At 74.4% G+C, this 24,608-nt stretch carries 17 protein-coding genes; 5 read left to right on the top strand and 12 right to left on the bottom strand.

All coding sequences use genetic code 11. The features are described from left to right. Nucleotides 1-7: 7 nt before the first annotated feature. The 7 genes from asnB to ACY0MR_RS03845 form a co-directional block, all read right to left on the bottom strand. Nucleotides 8-1,942, bottom strand: coding sequence for an asparagine synthase (glutamine-hydrolyzing) (gene asnB / locus ACY0MR_RS03875; RefSeq protein ID WP_404078809.1), 1,935 nt, complete (start codon nt 1,940-1,942; stop codon nt 8-10). 3 nt (nt 1,943-1,945) lie between these two features. Next, a complete protein-coding gene (locus ACY0MR_RS03870; protein WP_473559107.1) occupies nt 1,946-3,466 on the bottom strand; it encodes a Wzz/FepE/Etk N-terminal domain-containing protein in 1,521 nt (506 codons plus the stop codon). Further along, nucleotides 3,463-4,854, bottom strand: coding sequence for a YveK family protein (locus tag ACY0MR_RS03865; RefSeq protein ID WP_404078811.1), 1,392 nt, complete (start codon nt 4,852-4,854; stop codon nt 3,463-3,465). The genes ACY0MR_RS03870 and ACY0MR_RS03865 overlap by 4 nt, the downstream gene beginning before the upstream one ends. Next, the gene (locus tag ACY0MR_RS03860; protein WP_473559105.1) at nt 4,851-6,104 is read right to left on the bottom strand and encodes a glycosyltransferase family 4 protein; all 1,254 of its coding nucleotides are present in this window, start codon (nt 6,102-6,104) and stop codon (nt 4,851-4,853) included. Before ACY0MR_RS03860 ends, ACY0MR_RS03865 begins: the two co-directional genes overlap by 4 nt. 1 nt (nt 6,105) lies before the next feature. Continuing rightward, nucleotides 6,106-7,422, bottom strand: coding sequence for a nucleotide sugar dehydrogenase (locus ACY0MR_RS03855; RefSeq protein WP_361857066.1), 1,317 nt, complete (start codon nt 7,420-7,422; stop codon nt 6,106-6,108). A 73-nt stretch (nt 7,423-7,495) separates the two neighbouring features. Beyond that, a complete protein-coding gene (locus ACY0MR_RS03850; RefSeq protein WP_388794588.1) occupies nt 7,496-8,974 on the bottom strand; it encodes a sugar transferase in 1,479 nt (492 codons plus the stop codon). Nucleotides 8,975-9,602: 628 nt separating this feature from the next. Beyond that, nucleotides 9,603-12,059: a polysaccharide lyase 8 family protein gene (locus ACY0MR_RS03845; protein ID WP_473559102.1), complete on the bottom strand. Its 2,457-nt coding sequence runs from the start codon at nt 12,057-12,059 to the stop codon at nt 9,603-9,605. 207 nt (nt 12,060-12,266) lie between these two features. Between ACY0MR_RS03845 and ACY0MR_RS03840 the strand changes: the two genes are divergently transcribed. Next, nucleotides 12,267-13,331: a LacI family DNA-binding transcriptional regulator gene (locus ACY0MR_RS03840; RefSeq protein ID WP_473559100.1), complete on the top strand. Its 1,065-nt coding sequence runs from the start codon at nt 12,267-12,269 to the stop codon at nt 13,329-13,331. A 418-nt stretch (nt 13,332-13,749) separates the two neighbouring features. On the opposite strand, the gene ACY0MR_RS03835 is transcribed toward ACY0MR_RS03840, so the two are convergent. From ACY0MR_RS03835 to ACY0MR_RS03825, 3 genes are all read right to left on the bottom strand, one after another. Beyond that, entirely contained in the window at nt 13,750-15,855 is a 2,106-nt protein-coding gene (locus ACY0MR_RS03835; RefSeq protein ID WP_473559099.1) for a SpoIIE family protein phosphatase, read from the bottom strand. A 346-nt stretch (nt 15,856-16,201) separates the two neighbouring features. Next, nucleotides 16,202-17,779, bottom strand: a complete 1,578-nt coding sequence (locus tag ACY0MR_RS03830; protein ID WP_473559097.1) for a glycerol-3-phosphate dehydrogenase/oxidase — start codon at nt 17,777-17,779, stop codon at nt 16,202-16,204. After that, nucleotides 17,776-18,375 carry a TetR/AcrR family transcriptional regulator gene (locus ACY0MR_RS03825; RefSeq protein WP_388794573.1) on the bottom strand — a complete coding sequence of 200 codons (600 nt, stop codon included), beginning with the start codon at nt 18,373-18,375 and terminating at the stop codon, nt 17,776-17,778. The genes ACY0MR_RS03830 and ACY0MR_RS03825 overlap by 4 nt, the downstream gene beginning before the upstream one ends. A 74-nt stretch (nt 18,376-18,449) precedes the next feature. Here ACY0MR_RS03825 and ACY0MR_RS03820 point away from each other — a divergent pair, with 74 nt between their 5' ends. The 3 genes from ACY0MR_RS03820 (at nt 18,450) to ACY0MR_RS03810 (ending at nt 22,834) form a co-directional block, all read left to right on the top strand. Next, nucleotides 18,450-20,045 (top strand): FAD-binding oxidoreductase, encoded by a 1,596-nt coding sequence (locus ACY0MR_RS03820; protein WP_473559095.1) that lies wholly within the window; start codon nt 18,450-18,452, stop codon nt 20,043-20,045. A 31-nt stretch (nt 20,046-20,076) separates the two neighbouring features. After that, complete coding sequence (locus ACY0MR_RS03815; protein WP_392863805.1) at nt 20,077-20,958, top strand: diacylglycerol/lipid kinase family protein; 882 nt, start codon at nt 20,077-20,079, stop codon at nt 20,956-20,958. Between the two features lie 280 nt (nt 20,959-21,238). Next, nucleotides 21,239-22,834, top strand: a complete 1,596-nt coding sequence (locus ACY0MR_RS03810) for an alpha/beta hydrolase (RefSeq protein ID WP_473559092.1) — start codon at nt 21,239-21,241, stop codon at nt 22,832-22,834. 67 nt (nt 22,835-22,901) lie between these two features. Here ACY0MR_RS03810 and ACY0MR_RS03805 read toward each other — a convergent pair whose 3' ends face one another. After that, the gene (locus ACY0MR_RS03805; protein WP_392038970.1) at nt 22,902-23,246 is read right to left on the bottom strand and encodes a MerR family transcriptional regulator; all 345 of its coding nucleotides are present in this window, start codon (nt 23,244-23,246) and stop codon (nt 22,902-22,904) included. Between the two features lie 74 nt (nt 23,247-23,320). Here ACY0MR_RS03805 and ACY0MR_RS03800 point away from each other — a divergent pair, with 74 nt between their 5' ends. Beyond that, complete coding sequence (locus ACY0MR_RS03800; RefSeq protein WP_404078828.1) at nt 23,321-23,980, top strand: flavodoxin family protein; 660 nt, start codon at nt 23,321-23,323, stop codon at nt 23,978-23,980. Between the two features lie 196 nt (nt 23,981-24,176). Here the strand turns inward: ACY0MR_RS03800 and ACY0MR_RS03795 are convergent, their stop codons facing one another. Continuing rightward, a complete protein-coding gene (locus ACY0MR_RS03795) occupies nt 24,177-24,530 on the bottom strand; it encodes a YkvA family protein (RefSeq protein WP_398473563.1) in 354 nt (117 codons plus the stop codon). Nucleotides 24,531-24,608 lie beyond the last annotated feature (78 nt).

The following is a 24,608-nucleotide window of genomic DNA, read 5'->3' as shown; positions in this document are numbered from 1 at the left end:
CTTGTTTCTAAGCCTTCTCGTGCGCATCGCGGCCGGACCCGGAGGTCGCGCCGCGATACCAGTACTCGAGGGTCAGCACGTGCCAGAGATGCTTGGAGAAGTCCCGCTGCCCGGCGGCGTCCTCGGCGACCATCCGCGCCAGCGCGTCACGTCGCAGGAACCCGTTCCGGACGAGCACGCCGTCGTTCACCACCTCGCGCACCAGCGGCGCCAGGTCGCGGCTCATCCAGGCCCGCAGCGGCGCGCTGAACAGGCCCTTGGGCCGGTACACGATCTCCCGCGGCAGGACCGTGGTGGCCGCCTCCTTGAGGACGGCCTTGCCCTGCCGCCCCACGATCTTGCGGTCGCCGGGCACCGCGAACGCCGCCCGGACCACCTCGACGTCCACGTACGGCACCCGCACCTCCGTCGACGCGGCCATGCTCGACCGGTCCGTGTACGCGAGGTTCAGGCCCGGCAGGAACATCCGGGCGTCGCCCAGGCACATCCGGTTCACGAAGTCGTCGAGGTCGTTGTCCTCGTAGACGTCCGCGTGCTCGGTCAGCACGTCCCCGACCGTCCCCGCCAGGTCCGGGTCGACCAGGCCGAGCAGCTCCTCCCGGTCGTACATGGTGTAGCTGCGCCGGAACGCCGTCTCCTCCGGCAGGTCCGCGAAGGAGAGGAACCGCTTCGCGAACCGCACCGACCGGTACCCGCGGCGAGCCGAGGCGACCGGCAGCCGGTCCACCGCCGAGGAGAGACCGCGCCGCAGCGGGCCGGGGACGCGCTGGTAGCGCAGCGCGATCAGGTTCGCCAGGTGCTTGCGGTAGCCGGCGAACAGCTCGTCGGCGCCCATCCCCGAGAGCATCACCTTCACCCCGGCCTCCCGGGCCGCCGAGCAGATCAGGAACGTGTTGATCGCGGCGGGGTCCCCGATCGGCTCGTCCAGGTGGTACGTCATCCGCGGCAGCAGATCGAGCACGTCCGGCGCGATCTCGATCTCGTGCAGGTCGACGCCGAACCGCTCGGCCACCCGACGGGCGTACCGGAGGTCGTCCGGCATCGCCTCGAACCGGGCGTCCTCGGCCCGGAACCCGATCGTGTAGGCGGAGATCCCCGGCCGGTCGCGCGCCGCGAGCGCGGTCAGATAGCTGGAGTCCAGACCGCCGGAGAGGAAGGTGGCCACGGGGACGTCGGCGAGCAGGTGGCGCCGGGTCGACTCCTCGACGACGCCGGCGATGTCGGGCAGTTCGCCGCTCCGCGCCCGCTCCCGGCCCTCGGCCGCGACCTCCCGCAGGTGCCAGTACCGGCCGCGCTGCACCCCGCCGTCCGGCCGGAACCGGATCCAGCTCCCCGGCGGCAGCTTCTCCGCCTCGCGGAAGGCGCACCGCGAGTCCGGCACCCAGTAGTAGAGGAGCGAGGCCACCAGCGCGGCGTCGTCCACCTCCAGCGGGCCGCCGACGGCGGTGGACAGGGCCTTCAGCTCGGAGGCGAAGACCAGGCCGCCGCCGCGCCGGAGCAGGAACAGGGGCTTGATGCCGAGCTGGTCGCGGGCGAGGACCAGCTCCCCGGTGCGCTCGTCGAAGACCCCGAACGCGAACATGCCGCGCAGCCGGGGCAGGCAGTCCGTGCCCCAGCGCCGCCACGCCTCCAGGAGGACCTCGGTGTCGGAGGTGCCCCGGAAGCGCACGCCGGAAGAGGCGAGTTCGGCCCGCAGCTCGGGCGCGTTGTAGAGCTCGCCGTTGTACGTGAGGACCAGCCCGTCCGACACCATCGGCTGGGCGCCGGTCTCCGACAGGTCGACGATGGCCAGCCGTCGGTGCCCCAGGTGCACCTCGCCGTCACCGGCGCGGTGGCTGTACCGGCCGGCCCCGTCGGGACCGCGATGGGCGAGGGTCTCGGTGAGCCGGTCGGTGACGACCTTGCCGTCCGGCCATCGGTACGTGCCTGCGATGCCACACATGTCCTACCGCCCTTCCTGGTCGTCGTCCGCCACCCGTGCCGCCCACATCGGCAGCCGTTCCGTCCTCCGCCGGCCCGTCCCGTTCCGCCGGGCCGGCGGATCCCCCTCGTCGCGCGGCGCGGCCGGCGGCCCGTCCCACAGCGTCCCGTCGGTCCGGTCGCCCGGATCGGGGTCGATCAGCACCACACCGATGACGGAGATCCGCTGGTCGGCGAGGTGACGCGCCACGGTGTGCAGCCAGGCGGCGCTGCCGTGTCCCGCGCGGACCACGAGGACCGTCCGGGTGCCGAGGTGCTGGAGGTCGCCCCACGCCGTGCCGGGCGCCACCGAGCCGATGCCGAGCCGGCGCTGCTGGTGCGGCACCGACGAGGCGTCCCCGGCGTCGACCACGGTGAGGTCCTCCTGCTTCCGGCCGCGGCCGGCGAGCGGCCGGCCGGGCAGGCCGTCGAGGACGGCCACGGGGCCGTCCGCCGCGAGTTCCCCCGCGAGGTCCCGCGCGATCCCGGCGGTGGCGCGGGCGGAGCCGAGTTCCAGCAGCGACACCGGCTCCGCGGAACCGCGCACGGTGCGGGACACGGAGGAGGCGAGCCTCGTCCGGGCGGCCCGGACCCGTCGCCGGCGCCACCACCGCGGCGAGCGGCCGGGCAGTTCGGCGATGACGGAGGCGCCCAGGTGCGCGGCGATCTCGCGGCGCAGCACCGGGCGGTCCGCCACCACGGCGCCCACCGCGGCCACCCCGAGCCCGAGGGCCAGTCCGAGGGCCAGCCCGATCCCCGCGTTGGTGGCGGCGGTCGTCGGCAGGGAGTGCCGGACGAGGCGGGGCGCGTCCACGACCTGCGTGCCGGAGACGAGCCGGGGCGTGCCGATCCTGGCCTCCGCGGCGCGTCGTCCGTAGTCCGATATCTGGGAGGTGAGTTCGGCCCGCCGGGCGAAGAGCGTCTCGCGGTCCGCCGACACCTTCGGCCCCTCGTCCTGTGATCCCTCCCCGATCGTTCGGTCGACCTCGGCGAGGTCCTTGCGGAGCCGGTCGCGCTGGTCGAGGAGGGCCTTGGCCTCGGCGTCCGCCGCCTCCCTTATGCGCCTGACGTGGTCGGCGACGAACGCGTCGGCCAGCGCCCGGGCGCGCGCCACGGCCTCCGTCCCGCTCGCCCCCGCCACGTCGATCCGCAGCAGGTTGTTGGTCAGTCCGACGGCCTCGTAGTCCTCCATGAAGTCCTCGGACTTCTCCCGGGAGCCGAGGGTCCGCAGGGCCGCGTCGGCGATCCGGGTCGTCCGGAGCAGCGCGGCGTCCGTCTGGATGAGGGTTCCGGGGTCGTTCGGCTGGTCCTCCTGGTGCGCCACCAGGAGCTTGGTCGTCGCCGTGGGAGGCGAGGGCAGCAGGACCGCGGACGCCCCGCCGAGGAGCATGCCCACGAGGGCCACGGAGGACCAGAGGCGGCGCCGTCTGCGGACCGCCACCACCAGGACCTGGAGGTCGAGGAGGGGAGCGGGGCCCGTCGGCTCGGAGGCCGTACGCGTCGTCATGCCGCACCGCCCTTCGTACCGGCGCCCACGGCGGGCGCCGGAGCGGGCCCCCGGCGGGAGCGGCCGCCGGCGCGCTCCGGGCGCGCCCGGACCGTGCCGGCCAGGACGGTGCCGATCACCTCGTGCCCGGCGTCCGCGCAGGCCTCGGCGATCCCGGTGAGCTCGCCGGCGGTCCAGCTGCCCGCGCCGACCACGAGGAGGGCGCCGGACTCGGTCCCGCGGTCCGCGACCATCGGCCGGGACACCGGAACGTCCACGACGTGCAGCACCAGCCCCTCGGGGTGGGCGGCATCGGCGGCGGGGTCGCTCCCGGCCTCCGTGACGAGCTGCTCGGCTGCCCTGCGGGCGGTCTCGTCGCCCTCCGGCACGACGACCAGCAGCCGTCCCGACGGCAGCCGGTCCCGCAGGCGGGCGCCCACCCGCCGGTACCGGATCCGCCTGCTCTCCTCGTCGCCCGAGGCGCCCGGGGACGGGACGTCCCAGCGGACGTCGATGCCGAGGAGCCGGCGGAACAGGGCGCGCGCGCCGCCGCCGGACCGGTCCGCGGACCGGCCGCCGGCCACGTCGACGCTGCCGAGCAGGGGCGAGCCCAGGGCCGCGGTGACGTCCGCCCCGGTCCGCAACCGGCGTCCGACCCGCGCGGCGGCCAGGTGGCAGACGACCGCGAGCAGCACGAACAGCAGCGCGCCGGCCACGACGAGCTGCACCCGGGTCGGCGGGGCCTCGCCGGCGGGCCGGGCCGCGGGGCCCATGACGACCATGTCGGGCCGCTCCTTGGCCGGGCCGGCCTGCTCCAGCTTGTCCACGGCCTCCTGGAGCGCGGTGCGCAGCTTGGAGAGCTCGGTGCGGGTCTGCACGCTCTCCACGCTCTTTCCCGGACCGGCCTCGTCGGCCAGTTCGTCGATGCGGCGGGTGGTCCTGGTCACCAGCCGGCGCAGCTCCTCGGGCCGCTTCGCCGCCGCGGGGTCGGTGTGCGCCCCCGTGATCTGGGCGGCGAAGACGACGAACTGGTCGGCGACCGTGTCGGACAGCCGCTGGGCGCGCTCCGGAGTGTCGGCCGTACCGGAGATCTTGATGATGTTGCCGTCCGCCGCCTCGGCGGTGACCCGGTCCCGCAGCTCGGCGCCGTCGACGCCCGCCCAGCCCAGGGTGGTCGCCGCGCGGTCGACGACCACCGAACTGGTCGCGATCTCCGCCTGGGTGAGGAGTTCGCGTTCCTCCCACGCCCCGGGCAGCAGCACCGACGCCGAGGTCGTGTACCGCGGCGGGAGCAGCAGGGAGGTGCCGTAGCCGACGAGCGCTCCCACCACGGCCAGGATGGTGAGGAACCGCCCGCGACGACGGATGATCCGTCCGATCGTGACCAGACGTATGGTGTCTTCGCTCAACGACGCGGCCTTCTCCCCGTCCGGGCCGGGCCGTTCGCCGACACGGGGGCGTGGTCGCGACAGGCGGCCGCGTAGGCGGCGAGCAGCTGCTCCTGCGAGTGCCGCCAGGCGAGTTCCCCGCTGATCCGCTCCTGGCCGGTCTTCCCCATCCGGGCACGCTCCTCGGGGTCGTCGAGGAGCCGGGCGACGAGTCCGGCGAACGCGCCCTCGTCGTTGGCGGGGGCGTACACGGCGGCGTCGCCCGCGGAGACCCGGGCTTCCCGCAGGTCGAACGAGACGATCGGCCGGCCCATCACCATGTACTCGAGGACCTTGTTCATGGTCGACACGTCGTTGAGCGGGTTGCGCGGGTCGGGGGAGAGGCAGACGTCCGCGGTGGACAGGTACCGCGCCAGGTCGGCGTCCGGGATGCGTCCGGTGAACTCCACCTGCTCCGCGAGCCCCAGCTGCCGGGACAGCCGGACCATCGCGTCGAAGGCGTCGCCGGAGCCGACGAACACCGCGTGCCAGTCGGTCCGCCCGAGCTCGTCGCGGAGCTTGGCGAGCGCCCGCAGCGCGTAGTCGACGCCGTCCTGCGGTCCCATGACACCGAGGTAGCACAGCAGATGGGGCTTGCCGCGCTTGAGCTCCGGCTCGGGCGGCACCGGGTGGAACCGGTCGACGTCGGGAGCGCTGCGCACCACGAACACGTCCTCCGGCCGCCGGCCACCGCGGCGCAGCGCGACGTCCCGGTAGCTCTCGTTGGTGGCGAGCACGACGTCCGCGGCCCGGTACGTCATCCGTTCCAGCGCGCAGACGGCGCGGTAGAGCAGGTCCTCGCCCCGGTCGAACCGGGAGAGGTACAGCTCGGGCACCAGGTCGTGCTGGTCGAAGACGAACCGCGCGCCGCGCCGCTTCAGCCAGCGGGCCGGCAGGAACAGCAGGTCCGGAGGGTTGCAGGCGTGGACGACGTCGACGGGGCCGACCGCGCGGGCGAGCCGGAGCGTGTGCCAGAGCGCCGTTCCGTACTCCTTCAGGTAGCCGGCCGGACCGCCGGTGGCGGCGCGCAGCGGGTAGCGGTGGATCCGCACCCCGTCGATCACCGCCTCCGGCTCGGTGTCCCGCTTCTCGCCCCGGGGGCAGATGACGTGCACCTCCCACCCGGCGTCGCGCAGGGTCGTGCACTCCTGCCACACGCGCCGGTCGAACGGCACCGACAGGTTCTCCACCAGGATCAGCGCGCGCCGGGTCGGCCCGGCGCTCCCGGTCATGTCACCAAGCAAGGCCCACGTACCCCGGTTCGGCCCGGCGCTCGTCGGCGTCGGGAAGGTGGATGAGATCGACGATCACGGGGGTGTCGCCGTGGGGGAGCGCCGACAGGACGGCCGGGTCCCCGGTGCCGACCAGGCACACCTCGGCGTGGTCGAGCACCTCGTCGACGGAGTCCGCGAGCAGCTGCGCGAGGTGCGGCAGCCGGGTCTCGATGTACTCGCGGTTCGCGCCGAGCAGTCGGGAGAGGTTCACGTTGGGGTCGTAGATCCGCAGGTCGTACCCCTTGCCGAAGAGCCGCTCGGCCAGCTCGACGAGCGGGCTCTCGCGGAGGTCGTCGGTGCCGGGCTTGAACGACAGGCCGAACAGGCCGACCCGCCGCTTCCCGGTGCGCTCGACCAGGTCCACCGCGCGCTGCAGGTGGTCGGCGTTGGACGCCAGCACGTGCGCGAGGATCGGCACCGAGACGTCGTGCCGCCGTGCCGCGTGCACCAGGCTGCGCAGGTCCTTGGGCAGGCAGGAGCCGCCGAAGGCGAAGCCGGGCCGCAGGTAGGCGGGGCTGATGTTGAGCTTGCGGTCGGCCAGGAAGACGTCGATGACCTGGTGCGAGTCGACCCCGAGGGCCCGGCACACCGCGCCCAGTTCGTTGGCGAAGCCGATCTTGAGGCCGTGGAACGCGTTGTCGGCGTACTTGATCGCCTCGGCCGTGGGGACCGGCACCCGGAAGACCTCGCCGGGCAGCCCGTCGTAGAGGGCCGCGACCACGTCGCCGCTCTCCCGGTCGAGTTCGCCGATGACGGTCTTCGGCGGGTCGAAGAAGTCCCGCACGCTGGTGCCCTCGCGCAGGAACTCCGGGTTGACCGCGACGCCGAAGTCCACCCCGGCCGTGCCGCCGGCGAACTTCTCCAGGATCGGCACCAGCAGGTCGAGGCAGGTCCCCGGGAGCATGGTGCTGCGGAACACGACCGTCTGCCGCCCGCCCCGCTCGGCGACCGCGGCCCCGATCTCCTCGGTGACCCGCTCCAGATACGTCGTGCACAGGCTGCCGTTGGGTTCCGAGGGCGTGCCCACGCAGACCAGCGACACGTCGCTGGCCAGGATCGCCTCACGGACGTCCCGGGTGGCGCGTAACGCACCGGTCCCCACCATGTCGGCGACGAGCTCGCCGATCCGCTCCTCGACGACCGGCGCCTTGCCGTCGTTGACCAGGTCGACCTTCACCTGGTTCACGTCCACGCCGATGACCTCGTGTCCGAGGCTGGCCAGGCACGCGGCCGATACGCAGCCCACGTAGCCGAGCCCGAAAACGCTGACTCTCATGCCCTGTTCCTCCCCCTGGGCAGGCCCTTGCGGCCTGCCGTCCCCGAACCGACCGGACGACGCCCCCCGTGCATCAGTAGGCCCCCTGGCCGTGGATCACCGCACGGAGCGTCTTCCACAAGATCACCGTGTCCAGCGCGAGTGACCAGTCCTCCACGTACCGCAGGTCCAGCCGGACCGCCTCCTCCCACGACAGGTCGCTGCGCCCGCTGATCTGCCACAGGCCGGTGAGTCCCGGCTTCACGAGCAGGCGCCGCCGGATGTCCGGTCCGTACGCGGCGGACTCCTCCGGCAGCGGGGGCCGCGGGCCGACCAGCGACATGGAGCCGGTGAGCACGTTGAACAACTGCGGCAGTTCGTCGAGCGAGTAGCGGCGCAGCACCGTTCCCACCCGGGTGACCCGTGGGTCGCGTCGCATCTTGAAGAGCAGGCCGGCGCCCTCGTTGCGGTGGGCGAGCTCGGCGCGGGCCGCGTCCGCGCCGACCACCATGGTGCGGAACTTGAGAATGGTGAACTCGCGGCCGTCCTTGCCGACCCGGCGCTGGCGGTAGACCGCGCCGCCCCGGCTGTCGACCACGACGAGCAGCGCGACGAACGCCATCAGCGGGGCGAACAGCAGCAGCAGGGCCGCGGCGCCCAGCCGGTCGACGATCTCCTTGACCGCCCTGCGGCCGCCGGTGAAGGTCGGCATGCTCACCCGCAGCAGCGGGATGCCCAGGACCGCGTCGACGTGCAGCCGCGGACCGGCCACCTCCATGAGGACCGGGGCGACGACCATCTCGGCGTCGCTGCCCTCCAGGTTCCAGGCCAGCCGCTGGAGCCGGTCGGGCGACCAGTGCGGGTCCGGTGTGACCGCGACGACCCGGTAGCCGTCCCGGCGCACGTGGCCCGCCACGTCGGACAGCTGCCCGACCACCGGTACGCCGTCCACCTGGTCGAGGTCGGCCCCGGGGCTCCCCGCGGTGCACACCGCCTCCACCCGCCAGCCCAGGTGCGGGAACTTCCGGGTGCGGGCGATCAGGTCGCGCACGGTGGACGGGCTGCCGGCGGCCAGCACCGGGCGCAGGCACCGTCCCTCGATGCGCTGCCGGTGCAGCCAGAGGCGGAGCAGATACCGCTCGGTCATCGTGACCAGCGCGATCACCGGCAGGGCGACGAAGATCCAGAGTTTGATGTTGCGCGAGGTCAGGGCTATCCCGCCCAGCGCGAGCACGACCGCGGCGGTGCCCAGGGAGCGGCCGAGCCGGCGGAACTCCTCCGCCCCCTGTCCGAGGACGGCCGGTGCCCAGGCCCTGCTCACCGCGAGCGCCCCGAGCACCAGCAACTCGGTGGCGAACGCGAGGATCCGCCACTTCTCGTGCCAGTTCGCCGCGTCACGGGCTCCGAAGAAGCCCCCGATCGCCGCCACCACCAGGGCGGTGGCCACGGTGTCGCTGACGATCACGGCCCGGCGGTAGCGCTGCTCCCAGTCGATCGTGGTCCGGCTGATCGGTCCGTTGTCCAGGCGCCCGGGCGCCGATGGAAACGGACTGACTAATTCCCCCTGCTGCACAGACCCCCCCAGGGCGTCAGTGGGCTCGACGTGTTGGCTCCACACGGTTCCTCTCCCCCGGGAGGCCCCCGCCCCCCGCGCTGCTCCTCCCCTCGGGAGGCCCCCGCCTCCCGCCCCGCGCTGTTCCTCCTGCCGGGAAGGGCCCCCGCCCTCCCCGCGCATGACGTACCGGTGTTGCAGCGTTCCGTGGACACGGTGATGCGGGCGACCGGGGATGTGCGCGCCGACCGTCCGCCGGCACGTGATCGAAAGATCATCGTTTGTCGCCTGGTGTCCGAGCTGTGAAGCATGGTCAATCTAGAGCATCGCGGCCGGTCTGGAGAGGGGATGTATGCAAAATGTGCTGAACCTTTGAAGGCGGAATCCGCCACCCCCGACGGCCCGTGCCGGCACCGCCGGCGGCGGCGGATCCGCTGACCTGTGACGATATGACTACTCCCGGCATCCGGCGTCGTCGGTTCCGGTGCGTTCCGGAGGTGACGGACGGGTCATGCTTGGCTTGTTCTTTAGCTTTCGACGAACTGCCCCCGCGCGCCCCCCTGTTGGGATCGCACGCCCCCCGCCAGCAGGTTTCGCCCGATGTCGGCCCTGGTCGCCCCCGTCCTCGCACCGTGTCCCCGGACCGCGGTCAGCCGAGGCGGACGGTGATCTTCTGGGGCGCGCCGGCCAGCCCCGTGAGGTCGCCCAGCACGAGCCTCAGCGACGAGCCGGTCGTGGCCGCCGTGACCGAGGCAGGACGGGAGAGCACGCGGCTCACCCTGCGGTTCCAGACGAGTTCCAGGGAGGTGGCCTGCCGGGCGGGGTCCGAGACGGCGAGGGTCGCGGTGCCGTCGCGGTGCTCCCGTACGAGCACGGAGGCGGGGGCGCTGACCCGCAGCCGCTCCACGGTGCCCGCGCTCCAGAAGTTCACCGCGGTGAGCCCCAGCCCCGGTACGCGGACGCCCTGCTGCGCACCGGAGTTGGCGAGGATCCGCAGCCGGCCGCGGTCGTGGGCGTGCCGGGCGGTGCCGTGCGCACTCGCGCCCGGCAGCAGGACGTAGGCGTAGGCGGCGCCGGCCGGGTCCACGCCGTGGTCGGTGAAGAGGGTCAGGTAGCGGCGGGTGACCGGGTCGGGGGAGCCGCCGGTGTTGATGTCGCGCCAGGAACCGGTGCGTTCCTCGCGCACCGCTTCGAGCCGGGTCCCGCCGGGGAAGACGTAGCCCGCCTGTCCGGCGATGTGGGCCCACGAGGCGCCGTCGAAGGTGCCCGTCCAGCCCTGGGCGACCGGCTGGGCCCGGCCGTCGACCGTGAGCACGGGGGCGCCCGTCGTCCCGAGGGCGCGGTTGTCGACGGTGGTCTCGACGGCGTGGCCGTCGGTGGCGGTGATCCCGGCGCCGAGGCAGACGATCGAGTCGTCGAGGCAGAACCAGGACTTCTTGGCGTCCAGGGTGCTGGAGAGGCCCTTGAGGTGCTGGCCGACGGCGGCGAACTCGCCGTCGGTGGTGCCGCCGACCCAGGCCGCGTCCGGCATGGGCTGGCCCCAGTCGCCGCCCTCGCCGTCGGCGAGCGGCTTGCGCGAGGCGGTGATGCCGGGCAGGCGGTAGGGGTCGACGGTCGGCCAGTACGCGTCCGAGTACTGTTCCAGGCCGAAGCCGGCGCCCCACCAGGAGAGCCAGCCGGCCCCGGTGTGGTAGCCGCGGGCGTGCTCGCCGTTGCCGAACTCGTAGTGGGCGATGCGGTTCGAGGCCATGGACACGGAGGCCGCCCAGTCGCGGCGCCGGTGGGTGGCCCGGGCCATGTTCGGGAACAGCCGGTGCTCGACGGGCTCGGGGGCGGCCCGCACGGACCCGTCGTCCTGGAGGCCCTGCAGGAGCGAGGCCCTGATCAGGCTGAGCCCGGGGTTGCTGAGCGCCGGGTAGTGGTAGTCGCGGCGCAGCCAGCCCTTGACCATCGCCCGCCAGCGGGCGTTCTCCTCGGGGCTCGCGCCCTGGCCGACCAGCAGGATGGTCGCCATCAGTCCGTGGGCGCGCTGGTGGTCGCTGGTTCCCATGCGGCTGATGCCCCGGCTGCTGACGTTGTCCATGATCAGGCCGTTGTAGAGGAAGGGGGCGACGGCCTTCTCGATCGTGTCGAGGAAGAGCTGCGTGCCCGGCCCCGTCACCGCCCAGCTCGATCCGCGCAGCAGGGCGAGCAGCCGGCCCACGCCGTCGTGCAGGACGGCGCCGTAGCCCCCGATGTAGGGGACGTTGCGGTGCTGGACGAAGGAGCCGTCGGCGTAGAAGCCGTCGCCGGAGGTGACGTAGGGGAAGACCGGCTCCAGCGCCCGGGACGCGAGGGCGATCTTCGCCGCGTCCCTGCCGACGATCCCGCGCAGGACGACCCCGCGGCAGAGGTCGACGCGGTTCGCTCCGGTGGAGGTCCCGGTGTACGAGGCGAAGACCGAGTCCGGTACGAACGCGTCCACGGCCCGGCAGTAGGCGGCGATCCGGTCCGCGGACAGGTGGTCGTACATCAGGACGCAGGTGTCCATGAGGGCCTGCGGGGCGCCGATCTGCCAGTTGTACCAGTTGCCGTAGCGCGTCGTGCGCTCGTTGTAGACCTCGGTGTACAGGTGGTCGAGGCCGGTCAGGACGGCGTCCCGGAGCCCGGCGTCCCCGGTCAGTCCGGTGCCCGGCTGGGAGTACGCCTCGGCCATGGTCCGCAGTCGGTTGCAGCTGTCGTTCATCGCCGCGGAGAAGGCGTAGGACTCGGCGTCGGTGTCGGGGTCCGGATCGGCCCAGGAGCGTCCCGGCCACAGGGAGCCGCCGGCCGGCGCCATGGTGGCCCGGTACTCGGCGGCGGTCGCGCCGAGGGTGGCGAGGATGCCGCGGAACGGCTCCGCGGTGGGGCTGAAGCCCGTGCCGAGGACGAGGTCGCGCCACCGGGCGCGCAGGGTGTCGAACTCCGCGTCGGACGCCGTGCCGAGGGCTTCGGGGGCGGTGGGCGGGCCGGTGGGTCCGAGGTCCGCGGCCGGGGCGGGGTGCGCCGCCGTCCCGGCGAGTCCGAGGGCGAGCGCGCCCCCGCCGGCGGCGTGGAGGAAGGTGCGGCGAGGCCAGGGAGAGGGCATGGGGACGACCTTTACGGGAGGAGCGCCTCGTTGCCTCGGCGCTGTCGCTGGCTCGTGAGCGTGGGGTTTCTAGCACGCAGAAAACCAAGAGGGCAACGGTTTGGACAGGAACAGCCAGCAGTTGTCCGTTCGATCAGAAACAGACTGAGCCGATCTCGCGGTGGCTACACTCCCTCCGACCGGGCCGTCGTCCGAGGGGAGCGGGGAGTGCACGCGGAACACAGGCATCAGGCGATCCTGCGCAGACTGCGCGAGGAGGGCTCCCTCAGGGTCAGCGACTTCGCCGCCGAACTCGGCGTCTCCCCGGTGACCGTCCGCAGGGACGTGGAGGTGCTCGCCGACCGAGGCCTGGTCGCGCGCGTGCACGGCGGGGCCATGCTCCCCGAGACCTGGGCGGAGACCGCGCCCGCCGACACGGTCCCCGTCCCGTCGGGCCGCGGCCGGGAGCGCGTCATCGGCCTGGTCGTGCCGTCCGCCGACTACTACTACCCCGAGGTGATCAAGGGCGCGCGCGAGGCGGCGGCGGCCCGGAACGCCCGGCTGGTGCTCGACATCTCCGGGTACGACGCGGCCGAGGAGCGCGCCCAGGTCGAGAGGATGATCGGCGACGGCGTCGACGGGCTGCTCGTCGTCCCGTCCGGCCCCCGCGGCTGGTACGAGCACCTCCCCGTGCCCGCCGTGATCGTCGAACGCCGCCCGGAGTCGGACGAGACGGCCGGCATCGACCACGTCGTCTCCGACCACGTGCACGGGGCCCGCCTCGCGGTGCGCCACCTCGCGGAGGGCGGCCGCACGCGCCTCGCCCTGCTCGTCCGCGGCACGAGCCCGACCGCGCGGTGGATCGTCGAGGGGTTCGGTGCCGGGGTCCGGGCCGCCGGACTCGACGCGCCCCTTCCGGTGTCCGTCCTGGACACCGGCGACGCCGGCCCCGGAAGCCCGGAGTACGACGAGCCGGTCGAGGAACTCCTGGACGCCGTGGCGACCGGCCGGGTCGACGCCGTCGTCGCCCACCCCGACAACCACGCGCTCGCGCTGCTCCGCAGGTTGCGGGCGCGCTCCGTCCAGGTCCCCGGCGACGTCGCGATCGTGGCCTACGACGACGAGGTCGCCGGACTGGCCGACGTCCCGCTGAGCGCCGTCGCCCCGGCGAAGCACGAAGTCGGCGCGTCCGCGGTGGAGTTGCTGGTGCGCCGGATCGAGCAGCCGGACGCACCCCGGCACCGGTTGTTCGTCCTCCCGCGGCTGCGGGTGCGCGCCTCCAGCGGCGGCTGAACGGAAGGGGGGCGCCGTCCGCACGGGCCCGACCGGCCGGACCGGGGGCGACGCGGCGGGTCCTGTCCTGTCGGGGGTCGTCCCCGCAGGCCCGCTTCGGCCGTTCTCGCCGGCCGTCCCCGCCGACCCGCTTCGGGCCTCTCCGGCGGCTCTCCCCGTCGTGTCACTTCGGCCGCTCCCGCCGGCCGTTGTCGGCGACCTGACCACGGCCGTTCCCGCTGGCCTGCCCCGGCCGTTTCCCACCGGCTTGCCCCCGTCAGCCTCCGCCGGCCTGCTCCGGCCGCTTCCGCCGGCTTGCCCCCGGCAGCCTGCCCCGGCCGTTCCCGCCGGCTTGCCCCGGCAGCCTCCGCCGGCCTGCCCCGGCCGCTTCCGCCGGCTTGCGCCTGTCCGTTGCCACCGGCCTGTTCCGGGTGCGGTGTCAGTCCTGGTGGCCGGGGGCCGTGGAGTCGGGGTCCGTGCGCCGGATCCGGGCCAGCACGATGACCGCGTCGTCGGTGGGACCCTCGGGCAGCAGCCGGGCCAGCACGTCGTCCGCCGCCGACTCCAGGGAACCGTCCGCGGCCGCCAGCCGGTCCCGCAGCGCCGTCATGCCCCGGTCGATGTCGACGCCGCGGGCCTCGACCAGCCCGTCGGTGTACAACGCGAGGGTGTCCCCGTCGCGGAGCTCGATCCCGGTCGTGCGGAAGGGCACGCCGCCGACGCCCAGCGGCACTCCCAGGACCTCGTCGACCGACTCGACCGTGCCGTCCGCCCGGCGGAGCAGCGGCGGCAGATGGCCGGCGTTCGCGACGCGGGCCAGGCCCGTCGCGGGGTCGTAGCGGATGTAGAGGCAGGTGGCGTAGGCGATGCCGGCCTCCTGGGCGCAGGCGTCGAGCTCCGCCAGGAGGCTGTCGGGTTCGAGGTTCTGCCGGGCCAGCGCCTTGGTGGTGATGCGCAGCCGCCCCATCGCCGCCGCCGCGGGCACGCCGTGGCCCATCACGTCGCCGACCACCAGGGCCACGCGCCCGCCGGGCAGGTCGAGGACGTCGTACCAGTCGCCGCCGACCTCGGTGACCCGGCTGCCCGGCAGGTAGCGGTGGGCGACCCGCACGGACGGACTGCTCGCCAGGGCGGTGGGCAGCAGCGCGCGCTGGAGGGTGAGCGCGATGTCCTGGACCTGGCTGTAGAGCCGCGCGTTGTCCAGGCAGAGCGCCGCCCGCGACGCGAGCTCGCCCGCCAGGCTGAGGTCCTCCCCGGTGAAGTCGGGCCGGTCGCCGGAGCGGCCGAACATCGTGATGCCCTGCACGGTGCCCCGGGCGATGAGCGGGGCGATGAGCAGCGAGGTCAGACCGCTCTCGACGAGCAGCCGGGCGCGGGAGCGGTGGAGGACCGTCCGGGCCAGGAAGTCGTCGTTCACGGGGACGCAGACGGGCCGGCCCGTCGCGAGGGCGCGGTGGATGTTCGAGCCGGGCGGATACGTCACGAGCTCCAGGCCGCCGACGAGCTCGGCGGCGGGCGGCGGCAGGCTGGTGACGGCCGCGATCCGACGGGTGACCAGCGCCGACTCCGGATCGATGACCTCGTTCTCGTCCTTCCACTCGACGACCTCCACCACGGAGGCGTCGCAGAACTCCGGGACGACCGTCTCGACCAGTTCGCGGGCCGTTACGCGCACGTCGAGCGTGGTGCCGATGCCCGCCGCCGCCCGGTCGAGCAGCGCGAGCCGCTGCCGTCCGGCGGCCGCCTCCACGAGGGCCTGCTCGCGGTCGGTGACGTCGACCAGGAGCCCGCCCACACCCGGCAGGGAGCCCACGGCCCGGCTGAGCGGGAAGAAGCTCACGGAGCGCACCTGCTCCAGGTCGGGGCGGCCCGGCGTGCGCAGCACGACCGGCGTGCTCACGACGGTCCGGCCCTCCTCGGCGACGGAGCGGAGCAGCCGCTCGAACGCGCCCCCGTCGGACGTGATCATGAACTCCGCCGTGGTCCGGCCGATGTGGTCCTCGATCGGGGCGCCGTCCATGTCCGCCAGGGCCTGGTTGAGGTGGACGTACCGCAGGTCCTCGTCGAGCATCACGAGGCCGATGGGGCAGGTCGCGAACAGCGCGTCGACGAAGGCGAGGTTGGTCTTGACCCGGTCGAGGCCCTCGCTCTCGCTCGCCAGCCCCAGGATGACGGAACGGCCCCCGGCGCCGGTCACCGGGAAGACCCGGAACCCGCAGTCGAAGACCCTGCCGTCCCGGTGCAGCGTCGGCACCCGCGCCCGCCAGTACCCGAGGGCGCGGCCGCGCTCCGCGAGCCGCTCCGCCGCACCGGCCCCGTCCAGGGGCGCGGCAGGGAAGAGGACGGACGCCGGACGGGCCAGGACGTCCTGGGCGCGGTGGCCGAAGAGCCGCTGCGCGCCGGGCCCCCAGTAGCAGATCCGGCCGTCCTCGTCGATGCCGAGCACGGCCACGGCCACCTGCTCCAGCAGCGTCCCGGGCTCCGAGCGGAGTGGTCCGGGCGGCTGGTCGTCTCCCGGCCGATCCTCCGGTCGAGGCGAGGACACGGGGCCCCCTTTCCGGGCGCCGACGGACGGCGAGCGCGCTGCTCACCGGGGGAGCGGGGCGTCCACGTCAATTCTGCCCGCGCACGCCGGATCGGACATCACGGCGGCCCCAGGCCGGCCGGGGGCCGGACGTCAGGACGGCTCGCGGCCGCCCCGGACCTCATGCCGCCCCGGACCTCATGCCGCCCCGGACCTCATGCCGGCCCGGACCTCATGCCGCCCCGCACGGCGGCACCCGCAGCACGCCCCCCGTTCCCGCCCCGGCCGGTTCGGGGTGGCCAGGCGGCGACGGCCCGCCCCGGAGCTGCGACCGGAGCCCGTTTGCCCCTCGCCGGAGCCCGCCCGCTCACCCCACCGGCGCGGTCCGCGCCAGCGCGTCCCGGGCCGCCTGCTCGGCCGCGGCGCGGTCCTCCGGGACCAGCCCGATCCGGGTGCGGCGGTCCAGGAGGTCGCCGGTGTCGAGGGCGCCCTCGTGGCGGGCTGCCCACACCAGCTCGGCGCCCGTGACCGGGTGGCCGGGCACGACGGGCCGTGCGAGGGCGGGGTCCTCGACGCCGAGCGCGTGCACGGCGGGCGCCTCGGTGCCGTAGCGGTACACCAGGCGGGCCGGGACGTCGAGCCCGGCCAGCACCTGCGGACGGGCGGCGCCGACCAGCGGGAGGGACGCCGTGCGGCACGGCCCGGCGGTCAGGCCCCCGGCGGTCACGGCTGCGTCGAGGGCGTCCTGGGCCATGCGCCGGTAGGTGGTCAGCTTGCCCCCGACGACGGTGACGACGCCGGAGGGGGAGGTGAGCACCGCGTGCTTGCGCGAGATGTCGGCGGTGCGGCCCGCCGTGTCGCGGGTGTCGAGCAGCGGCCGCAGGCCCGCGAAGGCCCCGACCACGTCGGCGCGGTGGACGGTCACGTCCAGGGCGGAGCCGAGCACGTCGAGGAGGAAGCCGATGTCGGTCTCGGGGACCTCCGGCACGTCGGGGATGTCGCCGTCGACGGGTTCGTCGGTCAGGCCGACGTACACGCGTCCGTCGCCCTGGGGCAGGACCAGCACGAAGCGGTTCGACTCGCCGGGGATCGGGATGTGCAGGCCGGCGGAGAGCCGGCCGAGGTCCTCGGAGCGCAGCACGAGGTGGGTGCCGCGCGAGGGGCGCAGGCGGACGTCGTCGACGAGGCCGCCGGCCCAGACCCCGGCCGCGTTGACGACCGTGCGGGCGCGGATCCGCAGCTCCTGGCCGGTGGTCTCGTCGCGGACGAGGGCGCCGTCGCGGTCGAGCTCCAGGGCCCGGGTCCGGGTCAGGATCCGGGCGCCGTACGCGGCGGCGGTGCGGGCGATCGCGGTCACCAGGCGTGCGTCGTCGGAGAGCCGTCCGTCCCAGGAGAGCAGCCCGCCGCGCAGTCCGGTGGGGCGCAGGGCCGGGGCGAGGTGCCGGGTCTCGACGGCGGACAGCGTCCGCGGCCGGGGCAGGGTGCCGCGCGCGGTGCGGGCGCCGACGCGCAGCAGGTCCCCCGCGAGGAACCCGGCGCGGGCGAGGGCGGCCTGGCCGCGGCTGACGAGCGGGGTGAGCGGCAGGACGAAGGGCTGCGCGCGCACCAGGTGGGGGGCGGTGCGCTCCATGAGCACGCCCCGCTCGACCGCGCTCTCGTGGGCGACGTCGAGCTGCCCCGACGCCAGGTAGCGCAGCCCGCCGTGGATCAGCTTGGAGCTCCAGCGGGAGGTGCCGAACGCGAGGTCGTGGGCGTCGATCGCGGCGACGGTGAGTCCCCGGGTGGCGGCGTCGAGCGCGGCCCCGGCGCCGGTGGCGCCGAGCCCGACGACCAGGACGTCGACCGTGGCGTCGGGACCGCCCTCGGCGAGGCGGCCCAGTTCGCGCCGGCGGCGTTCGGCGCTGAGGGAGGAGCCGGGCAGGGCGGGGCTGCTCGTGGGGGTCATGGGGCGATGGTCCTCTCCAGCAGGGTGCGCAGCTCGTCGAGGAAGGCGGCTTCGCTCAGTTCGGGATCGGTGTCGTCGGTCATGGTGCGCAGCGAGAGCGTGAAGGACTGGACGACGAGCAGCAGCGACCGGGCCTGCAGGTCCGGCCGGACGCGGCGCACCGAGCCGTCCTCGTGGCCGTACTCGAGCGCCGTGTGGAGGAGTCCGAGGAGGGCGTCCTGGCTGGCTCCGCGGCGGTCGAGGATGTACGGGAGCAGCAGCTCCGGGTCGACGTCCAGGATCTTGTGGAAGAGCGGGTGCGCCCGGAAAGCGGCGGCTCCCGCGACGAGCCCCTCGACGATCCGCTCCCGCTCGGGCCGGTCGTCGTCGGCGGGCGGCATGGCGCCGGCGGCGACGGCGATCCACTCACGGGTCATCAGGTCGCCCACCAGGCTGCGCACGTCGGGCCAGCGCCGGTAGATCGTCATCCGGGACACGCCCGCGCGCCGGGCGATGTCGGTGAGGGTGGTCCGCCGTACGCCGACGGCGAGCACGCAGTCGCGTGCGGCGTCGAGCACGGGATCTGCGTCTTCATGGTTGTGACGAATGGGCGTCATCTGTCACAGTGTAATGCCAGCGTCGGCCGTGCGGCAGCGCCATCCGTGAAACAGACCGTAAGGAACCCCTCGAAGTGGACATGTTGTGGAGCGGTTGGGGCGACCCGGCCAAGGCGGCACCCCTGCCCGACTCGGTCACCGGCCTGCTGCGTGACCTGCTCGGCGTCACGCCGAGGGAGAGCGGCCCGGCCGACCTCGCCGACATCGCAGCGCCCGCCGCGGCGCTGCCCGCCGAGGCCCGCACCGCGCTGCGGGCGGCCCTCGGCGCGCCCGACGCGCTGCGGGAGGACGCCGAGAGCCGCATCCGGCACACCCGCGGCAAGTCGACCCCCGACCTGCTGCGCATCCGCGCCGGCGAGGTCGACGACATCCCCGCCGCGGTCCTGCTCCCGGGCGACCACGACGAGGTCCTCGCCGTGCTGCGGGCCTGCGCCGAGCACGGCGTCGCCGCGGTGCCCTTCGGCGGCGGCACCTCCGTCGTCGGCGGCCTCGCGCCCACCACGAAGCGGCCGTTCGTCGCGCTCGACCTGCGGCGGCTCGACCGGCTGATCGCCGTCGACGAGGTCTCCCGCACCGCGACGCTCCAGCCGGGCCTGCGCGGACCGCAGTGCGAGGCCCTGCTCAACGAGCGGGGCTGGACCCTCGGCCACTTCCCGCAGTCCTTCGAGTGGGCGACCGTCGGCGGCTTCGCCGCGGCCCGCTCCAGCGGCCAGGCCTCGGCGGGCTACGGCCGCTTCGACGAGATGGTCCTCGGACTGACCGTCGCCACCCCGGAAGGCACCCTGGAGACCGGCCGGGCCCCGCGCTCGGCGGCCGGTCCCGACCTGCGCCAGCTGGTCCTCGGCTCCGAGGGCGCCCTCGGTGTGATCACCGCCGTGACCGTGCGCATCCGCCCGCTCCCCGCCGAGCGGATCTACGAGGGCTGGCGCTTCGCCTCCTTCGAGGCCGGCACCGCCGCGCTGCGCCGGCTCGCCCAGGACGGCCCCCGGCCCACGGTGCTCCGCCTCTCGGACGAGGCGGAGACCTTCATCGGTCTCGCGCAGCCGGACGCCATCGGCAGCGCCGCGCTCCCGGAGAACCCGGGCTGCATGGCCGTCGTCGGCTACGAGGGCGGCGCCGAGGACACGGCGGCCCGCCGCGCCGCGGCCTGCGAGGTCCTCCTCGCCTGCGGCGGCGAGCTCATCGGCGAGGAGCCCGGCGACCGGTGGGAGCACGGCCGGTACAACGCGCCCTACCTGCGGGACGCCCTGCTCGACGCCGGGGCGTTCGCCGAGACGCTGGAGACGGCGGCCTTCTGGTCCGCCCTCCCCGGTCTCTACACGGCGGTGCGGTCCGCGCTGACCGACACGCTCACCGAGGCCGGCACCCCGCCGCTCGTGATGTGCCACATCTCCCACACCTACGAGAACGGCGCCTCGCTGTACTTCACCGTCGTCTCCGCCCAGGGCGAGGACGCCGTCGCGCACTGGGAGCCGGCGAAGCGGGCGGCCAACGACGCCATCCTGGCCGCCGGCGGCACCATCAGCCACCACCACGGCGTCGGCACCGACCACCGCGACTGGTACGCCCGGGAGATCGGCCCGCTGGGCATCCGTATGCTCCAGGCCGTCAAGGCCGAGGTCGACCCCTCCGGTGTGCTCAGCCCCGGAGTCCTCATCCCCGTCCGCTGAACCCTACTTCTGCCGCCCGGAGGCCATGTCCATGCGACAGTTCACCGCCGTCGTCAACCCCACCGCAGGGGGTTCCAGCGGCACGGCGGGTCTCCTCCCGCTGGCCCGTCTGCTGCGGGAGGCGGGTGCGAGGCTCGACACCGTCTACAGCCGCAGCCTGGAGCACGCACGCGAACTCGCCCGGGAGGCCGGGGCACAGGGGCACGTGGTGCTCGCCGTCGGCGGTGACGGGATGGCCGGCTGCGTCGGCGGCGCCCTCAGCGGTACGGACGCGGTCTTCGGCCTCGTCCCCGCGGGTCGCGGCAACGACTTCGCCCGCGCCCTGGGGCTCCCCTCGGACCCCCGGAAGCTCGCCGAGACGCTGCTCCACGCGGAGCCGCGGGCCGTCGACACGATCGAGGTGGAGTCCGCCGTGCACGCGCGGACCTGCGTCCTCGGCAGCGTGTACGCGGGAGTGGACGCGGTCGCCAACCGGCACGCCAACCACTCCCGGGTGCTGCGCGGCGCGGCCTCCTACTACGCGGGCGGCCTGCGGGCCGTCCTCGCCTGGAAGCCCGCCGCGTACCGCGTCACCGTCGACGGGGTGCGCCACGAGCGCACCGGCTACACCGTGGTGGTCGCGAACTCGGGCTACTACGGCTTCGGCCGGAACGTCGCCCCGGGAGCGCGGATCGACGACGGCACACTCGACGTCGTGATCATCAAGAAGGCGCCTAAACGCCTCTTCTTCGCGATGATGAACGAGCTCAAGACGGGCGCGCACGTGAAGCGGCCCGAGGTCGAGATCCTGCGGGGCGAGGAGGTCCGCATCGAGGCGGACCGTCCCCTCCCGTACGGCGCGGACGGCGAGGTCGACGCGGTCCTGCCGGTGACCCTCCGGGTCCGGCCGGCCGCCCTCGACGTCCTGGCCTGACACGGGCGTCGGGGGGCGCCCGTCCGGTCGCGCCGGTGGTGCCGGCCGGCTCCTCCGCCGAGGAGCCGGCCGGCACCACCGGCGTTCGCGGACGCCCGAGGCGGAGCACGGCCCCCGGACGGGAGAACCGGGGGCCGCGTTCTCCGCCTCGGGGACCATTCCTCCCGCGCGCGCTCCTCCTGTGGTCTGACGAGTCGTGACCGGCGGAAGGATTCGCGCAACTCCCTTCTGAGCAAAGGTGCATGAGACGAATCCACCTCCCGCAAGGATCTGACTCACTGTGCGAAGCACGCGAATAGCACCCCTCGTGGCCATCAGCGCGGTCGCGACCCTGGTGCCCGCTCTCACACCCGCCGTCGCGTCCGCGGCCGCCCCGACACCCCGTCAGGTCGTCAACGATCCCCTCCGGCAGTACACCCACCAGACGCCGCGCTGGAAGCGCTGCGAGGCCGACCTGCCGGCGAACTACCAGTGCGCCACCCTCAAGGTGCCGCTCGACTACAGCCGGCCGGGCGGCAGGAAGCTCGACGTCGCGGTGTCCCGGATCAAGGCCACGAGCCCCCAGAAGCGGCACGGCGTCCTGCTCCTCAACCCCGGCGGTCCCGGCGGTCCCGGCCTCGACATGCCCCTCTGGATGGGCCCGGAACTGCCGACCGCCGTGAAGGAGCGGTACGACCTGATCGGCTTCGATCCCAGAGGCGTCGGCCAGAGCTCGCCCCTCGGCTGCGGCCTGAACGAGGACGAGCTGAACTGGCAGCGCCCGTACAAGGCGGCGACCTTCGACAAGGACGTCCGCTGGGCGCGGACCGTGGCCGACAAGTGCCGGGCGAAGAGCGGTGACGCCCTGGCCCACTTCACCACGCGCAACACCGCACGGGACATGGACGTCATCCGCGCCGTGCTCGGCGAGAAGAAGATCTCGTACCTGGGGTACTCGTACGGCACGTACCTGGGCGCCGTCTACACCCAGATGTACCCCAAGCGCACCGACCGCTTCGTCCTCGACAGCGCGGTCGACCCGCAGCGCATCTGGCGCGGCATGATCCAGGTCTGGGCCGAGGGCGCGGAGCCGGCCTTCACGCGCTGGACCGAGTGGACCGCCGAACGGCACGCGACGTACGGCCTCGGCGACACCCCGGCCCGCGTCTCGAAGACCTTCTGGGACCTGGTCGCCCGCGCGGACCGCGAGCCGATCGAGATCCAGGGCACGCTCCTGACCGGTGACGACATCCGCGCCGGACGCGCCGTGTTCTTCGACGTGCAGGGCGCCGCCGAGGCGGTCGCCGAGCTCAAGAAGGCCGCCGAGGGGACTCCCGCACCGGCGCCCTCGCGCCGCGCCGAGGCCCCCCGCCACGTACCGCCGTCGTTCGGCCGCGCCGTCCCCTCGGACAACTCGGACGCGGTCTTCTGGGCCGTGGCGTGCGCCGACACCCGCTCCTGGCCCCGCGACCCGGAGCAGTACCGCCGCGACGCGATCCGCGACAAGGCCCGGTACCCGCTGTACGGCGACTTCGCCTCGCACATCAAGCCCTGCGCCTTCTGGAAGAACGGCTCCGAGCCCGCCACCACGGTGAACAACTCCGTCGGGGCGCTCATCCTGCAGAACGAATGGGACTCCCAGACCCCGCTGGTCAGCGGGCAGGGGCTGCGCCGCGCCCTGAAGGGCGCCCGCATGGTCACCGTCCTCGGCGGCCAGGGCCACGGCGTCTACGGTTCCAAGTCCTGCGCCGACCAGACGGCCACCGCCTACCTCACGACGGGCAGGCTCCCGGCCTCCGACCTCCGCTGCGTCGCCACCCCGGCGCAGGCGCAGAACCGCCTGGACCTCCCGCTGCCCGCACCCCAGGGCATCCCGGGCCTCCTCGGCCGCTCCTGACGGACCGGGCGAACGCCCGCCGCCGGCGGCGCCCCCCACCCCGGGGGCGCCGCCGGCGGCGGGCCGCTCACGCGCCGGCCAGATACCCGGCGAGCGTGGTGCGGCGCCGGTGCAGGTCGTCGATACGGGCGTCGGCGGCCGCCAGTTCACGGAGCATCAGATCCCGGATGTCGGCGCACCAGTCGAACGCCGTCCCGTCCCCGCCGGTGCAGGGCAGCACCACCCGGATCACCTCGGTGGGCAGCCCGGCGGCCAGCAGGGCACGGACCTTGCGGACGGTCGTCACCGCGTCCTCGTCGTACGACCGGTAGCCGTTCGGGCCGCGCCGCGCCTCCAGGAGGCCCTGCGCCTCGTAGTAGCGCAGCAGCCGCGAACTCACCCCGGTCCGCCGCGACAACTCCCCGATCAGCATGCGCGCCCGCCTTCCGCCCCGTCGTCGATCGGTCCGTTGACCTTGACACCAGTGTCAAGCGTTAGCGTCCGGACATGACCATTCATTCCCCGCGATCCGCGGACCGCTCCTTCCTGTTCGTGCTGGGCAGCTCACGTGCCGACGGCAACACCGCGATACTCGCCAGGGCCGCCGCCGAGGCCCTGCCCGCCGATGTTCCCCAGCGGTGGATCGACCTCAACGGGCTGCCGCTGCCCGACTTCCAGGACGGGCGCCACGAGGAGGGTGACTGGCCGGTCTCCGAGGCCGAGCGCACCCTGCGGGAGGCCACGCTGGAGGCCACCGACATCGTGATCGCCTCGCCCCTCTACTGGTACACCCTCTCCGCCCAGACCAAGCGCTACCTCGACTACTGGTCGGGCTGGCTCGGCGTGCCCGACCTGGACTTCAAGAAGCGGATGGCGGGCCGGACGCTGTGGGCCGTGGCGGCCCTGTCGGACGAGGACGAGGCCGTCGCCGACGGCCTGGCCACCACCCTCCACAACACCGCGGCGTACCTCCGCATGGGCTTCGGCGGAGTCCTCCTCGGCAACGGCTCCCGGCCCGGCCAGGTGCTCGCCGACGAACGGGCCATGAAGCGGGCGGAGACGTACTTCGAGGGCGAGGCGCCCCCGGCCCTGTTCCCGCGGGAGGCCGCCGGGGCGCAGCCCCGGCCGGGCGAGCGGGCGGCGGCGTCCGCCGGGTCGCCCGCCTGAGAAGCCGACCGCGGCGGCCGGCCCGACGGAGCCGCCGACACACACGGCACGGCGACCGCGCTCCGCGACGGGCCGCCCGCACGGCGTGACGCGCGGGAGGGACGCGCGCGGCGCCGGGCGGCGGGACGCGCGGGACGTGTGACCCGCGACACGCGGGGGCGGCGGCAGAGAGGCGTCTGACGGGCGGAAGCCCCGGTCAGGCGCCTCCTCGCGGTCCGCGGGGCGCCGACGCGTCGCCGCCGATCGCGGTCCCGGGATCCGTGAGCAGGCCCTTCTCGTCCGCACCGCTCCGCCCGGCCGCCGCGTACAGCGCGCGCAGCGCGATCAGGAGCACCCCGATGTCGTCCAGGTAGACGGGGTCCGGGATCAGGTCGATCGGCGAGACCGTGTAGACCACCGCCGCCCAGAACAGCGCCTTCGACTGCAGGGGGATCCCCGCGTCGAGGAGGAGCCGGCGGGCCCGGAAGACACGGACGAGCAGCACGGCCGCGCACCCCGCCATCGCGAGCAGGAGAACCACGGCCACGACCAGCCAGACGGTGCCGTCCACGCTGCGCTCCTTCCGTGTGGCGTACCCGCCGCGCCGGCGCGCGGACATTCCAAGGCTACGACGGCGGGGCCGCTGTCC

This window comes from Streptomyces sp. JN8 (assembly GCF_055808075.1).
This window is presented reverse-complemented; position numbering and strand designations above follow the sequence as displayed.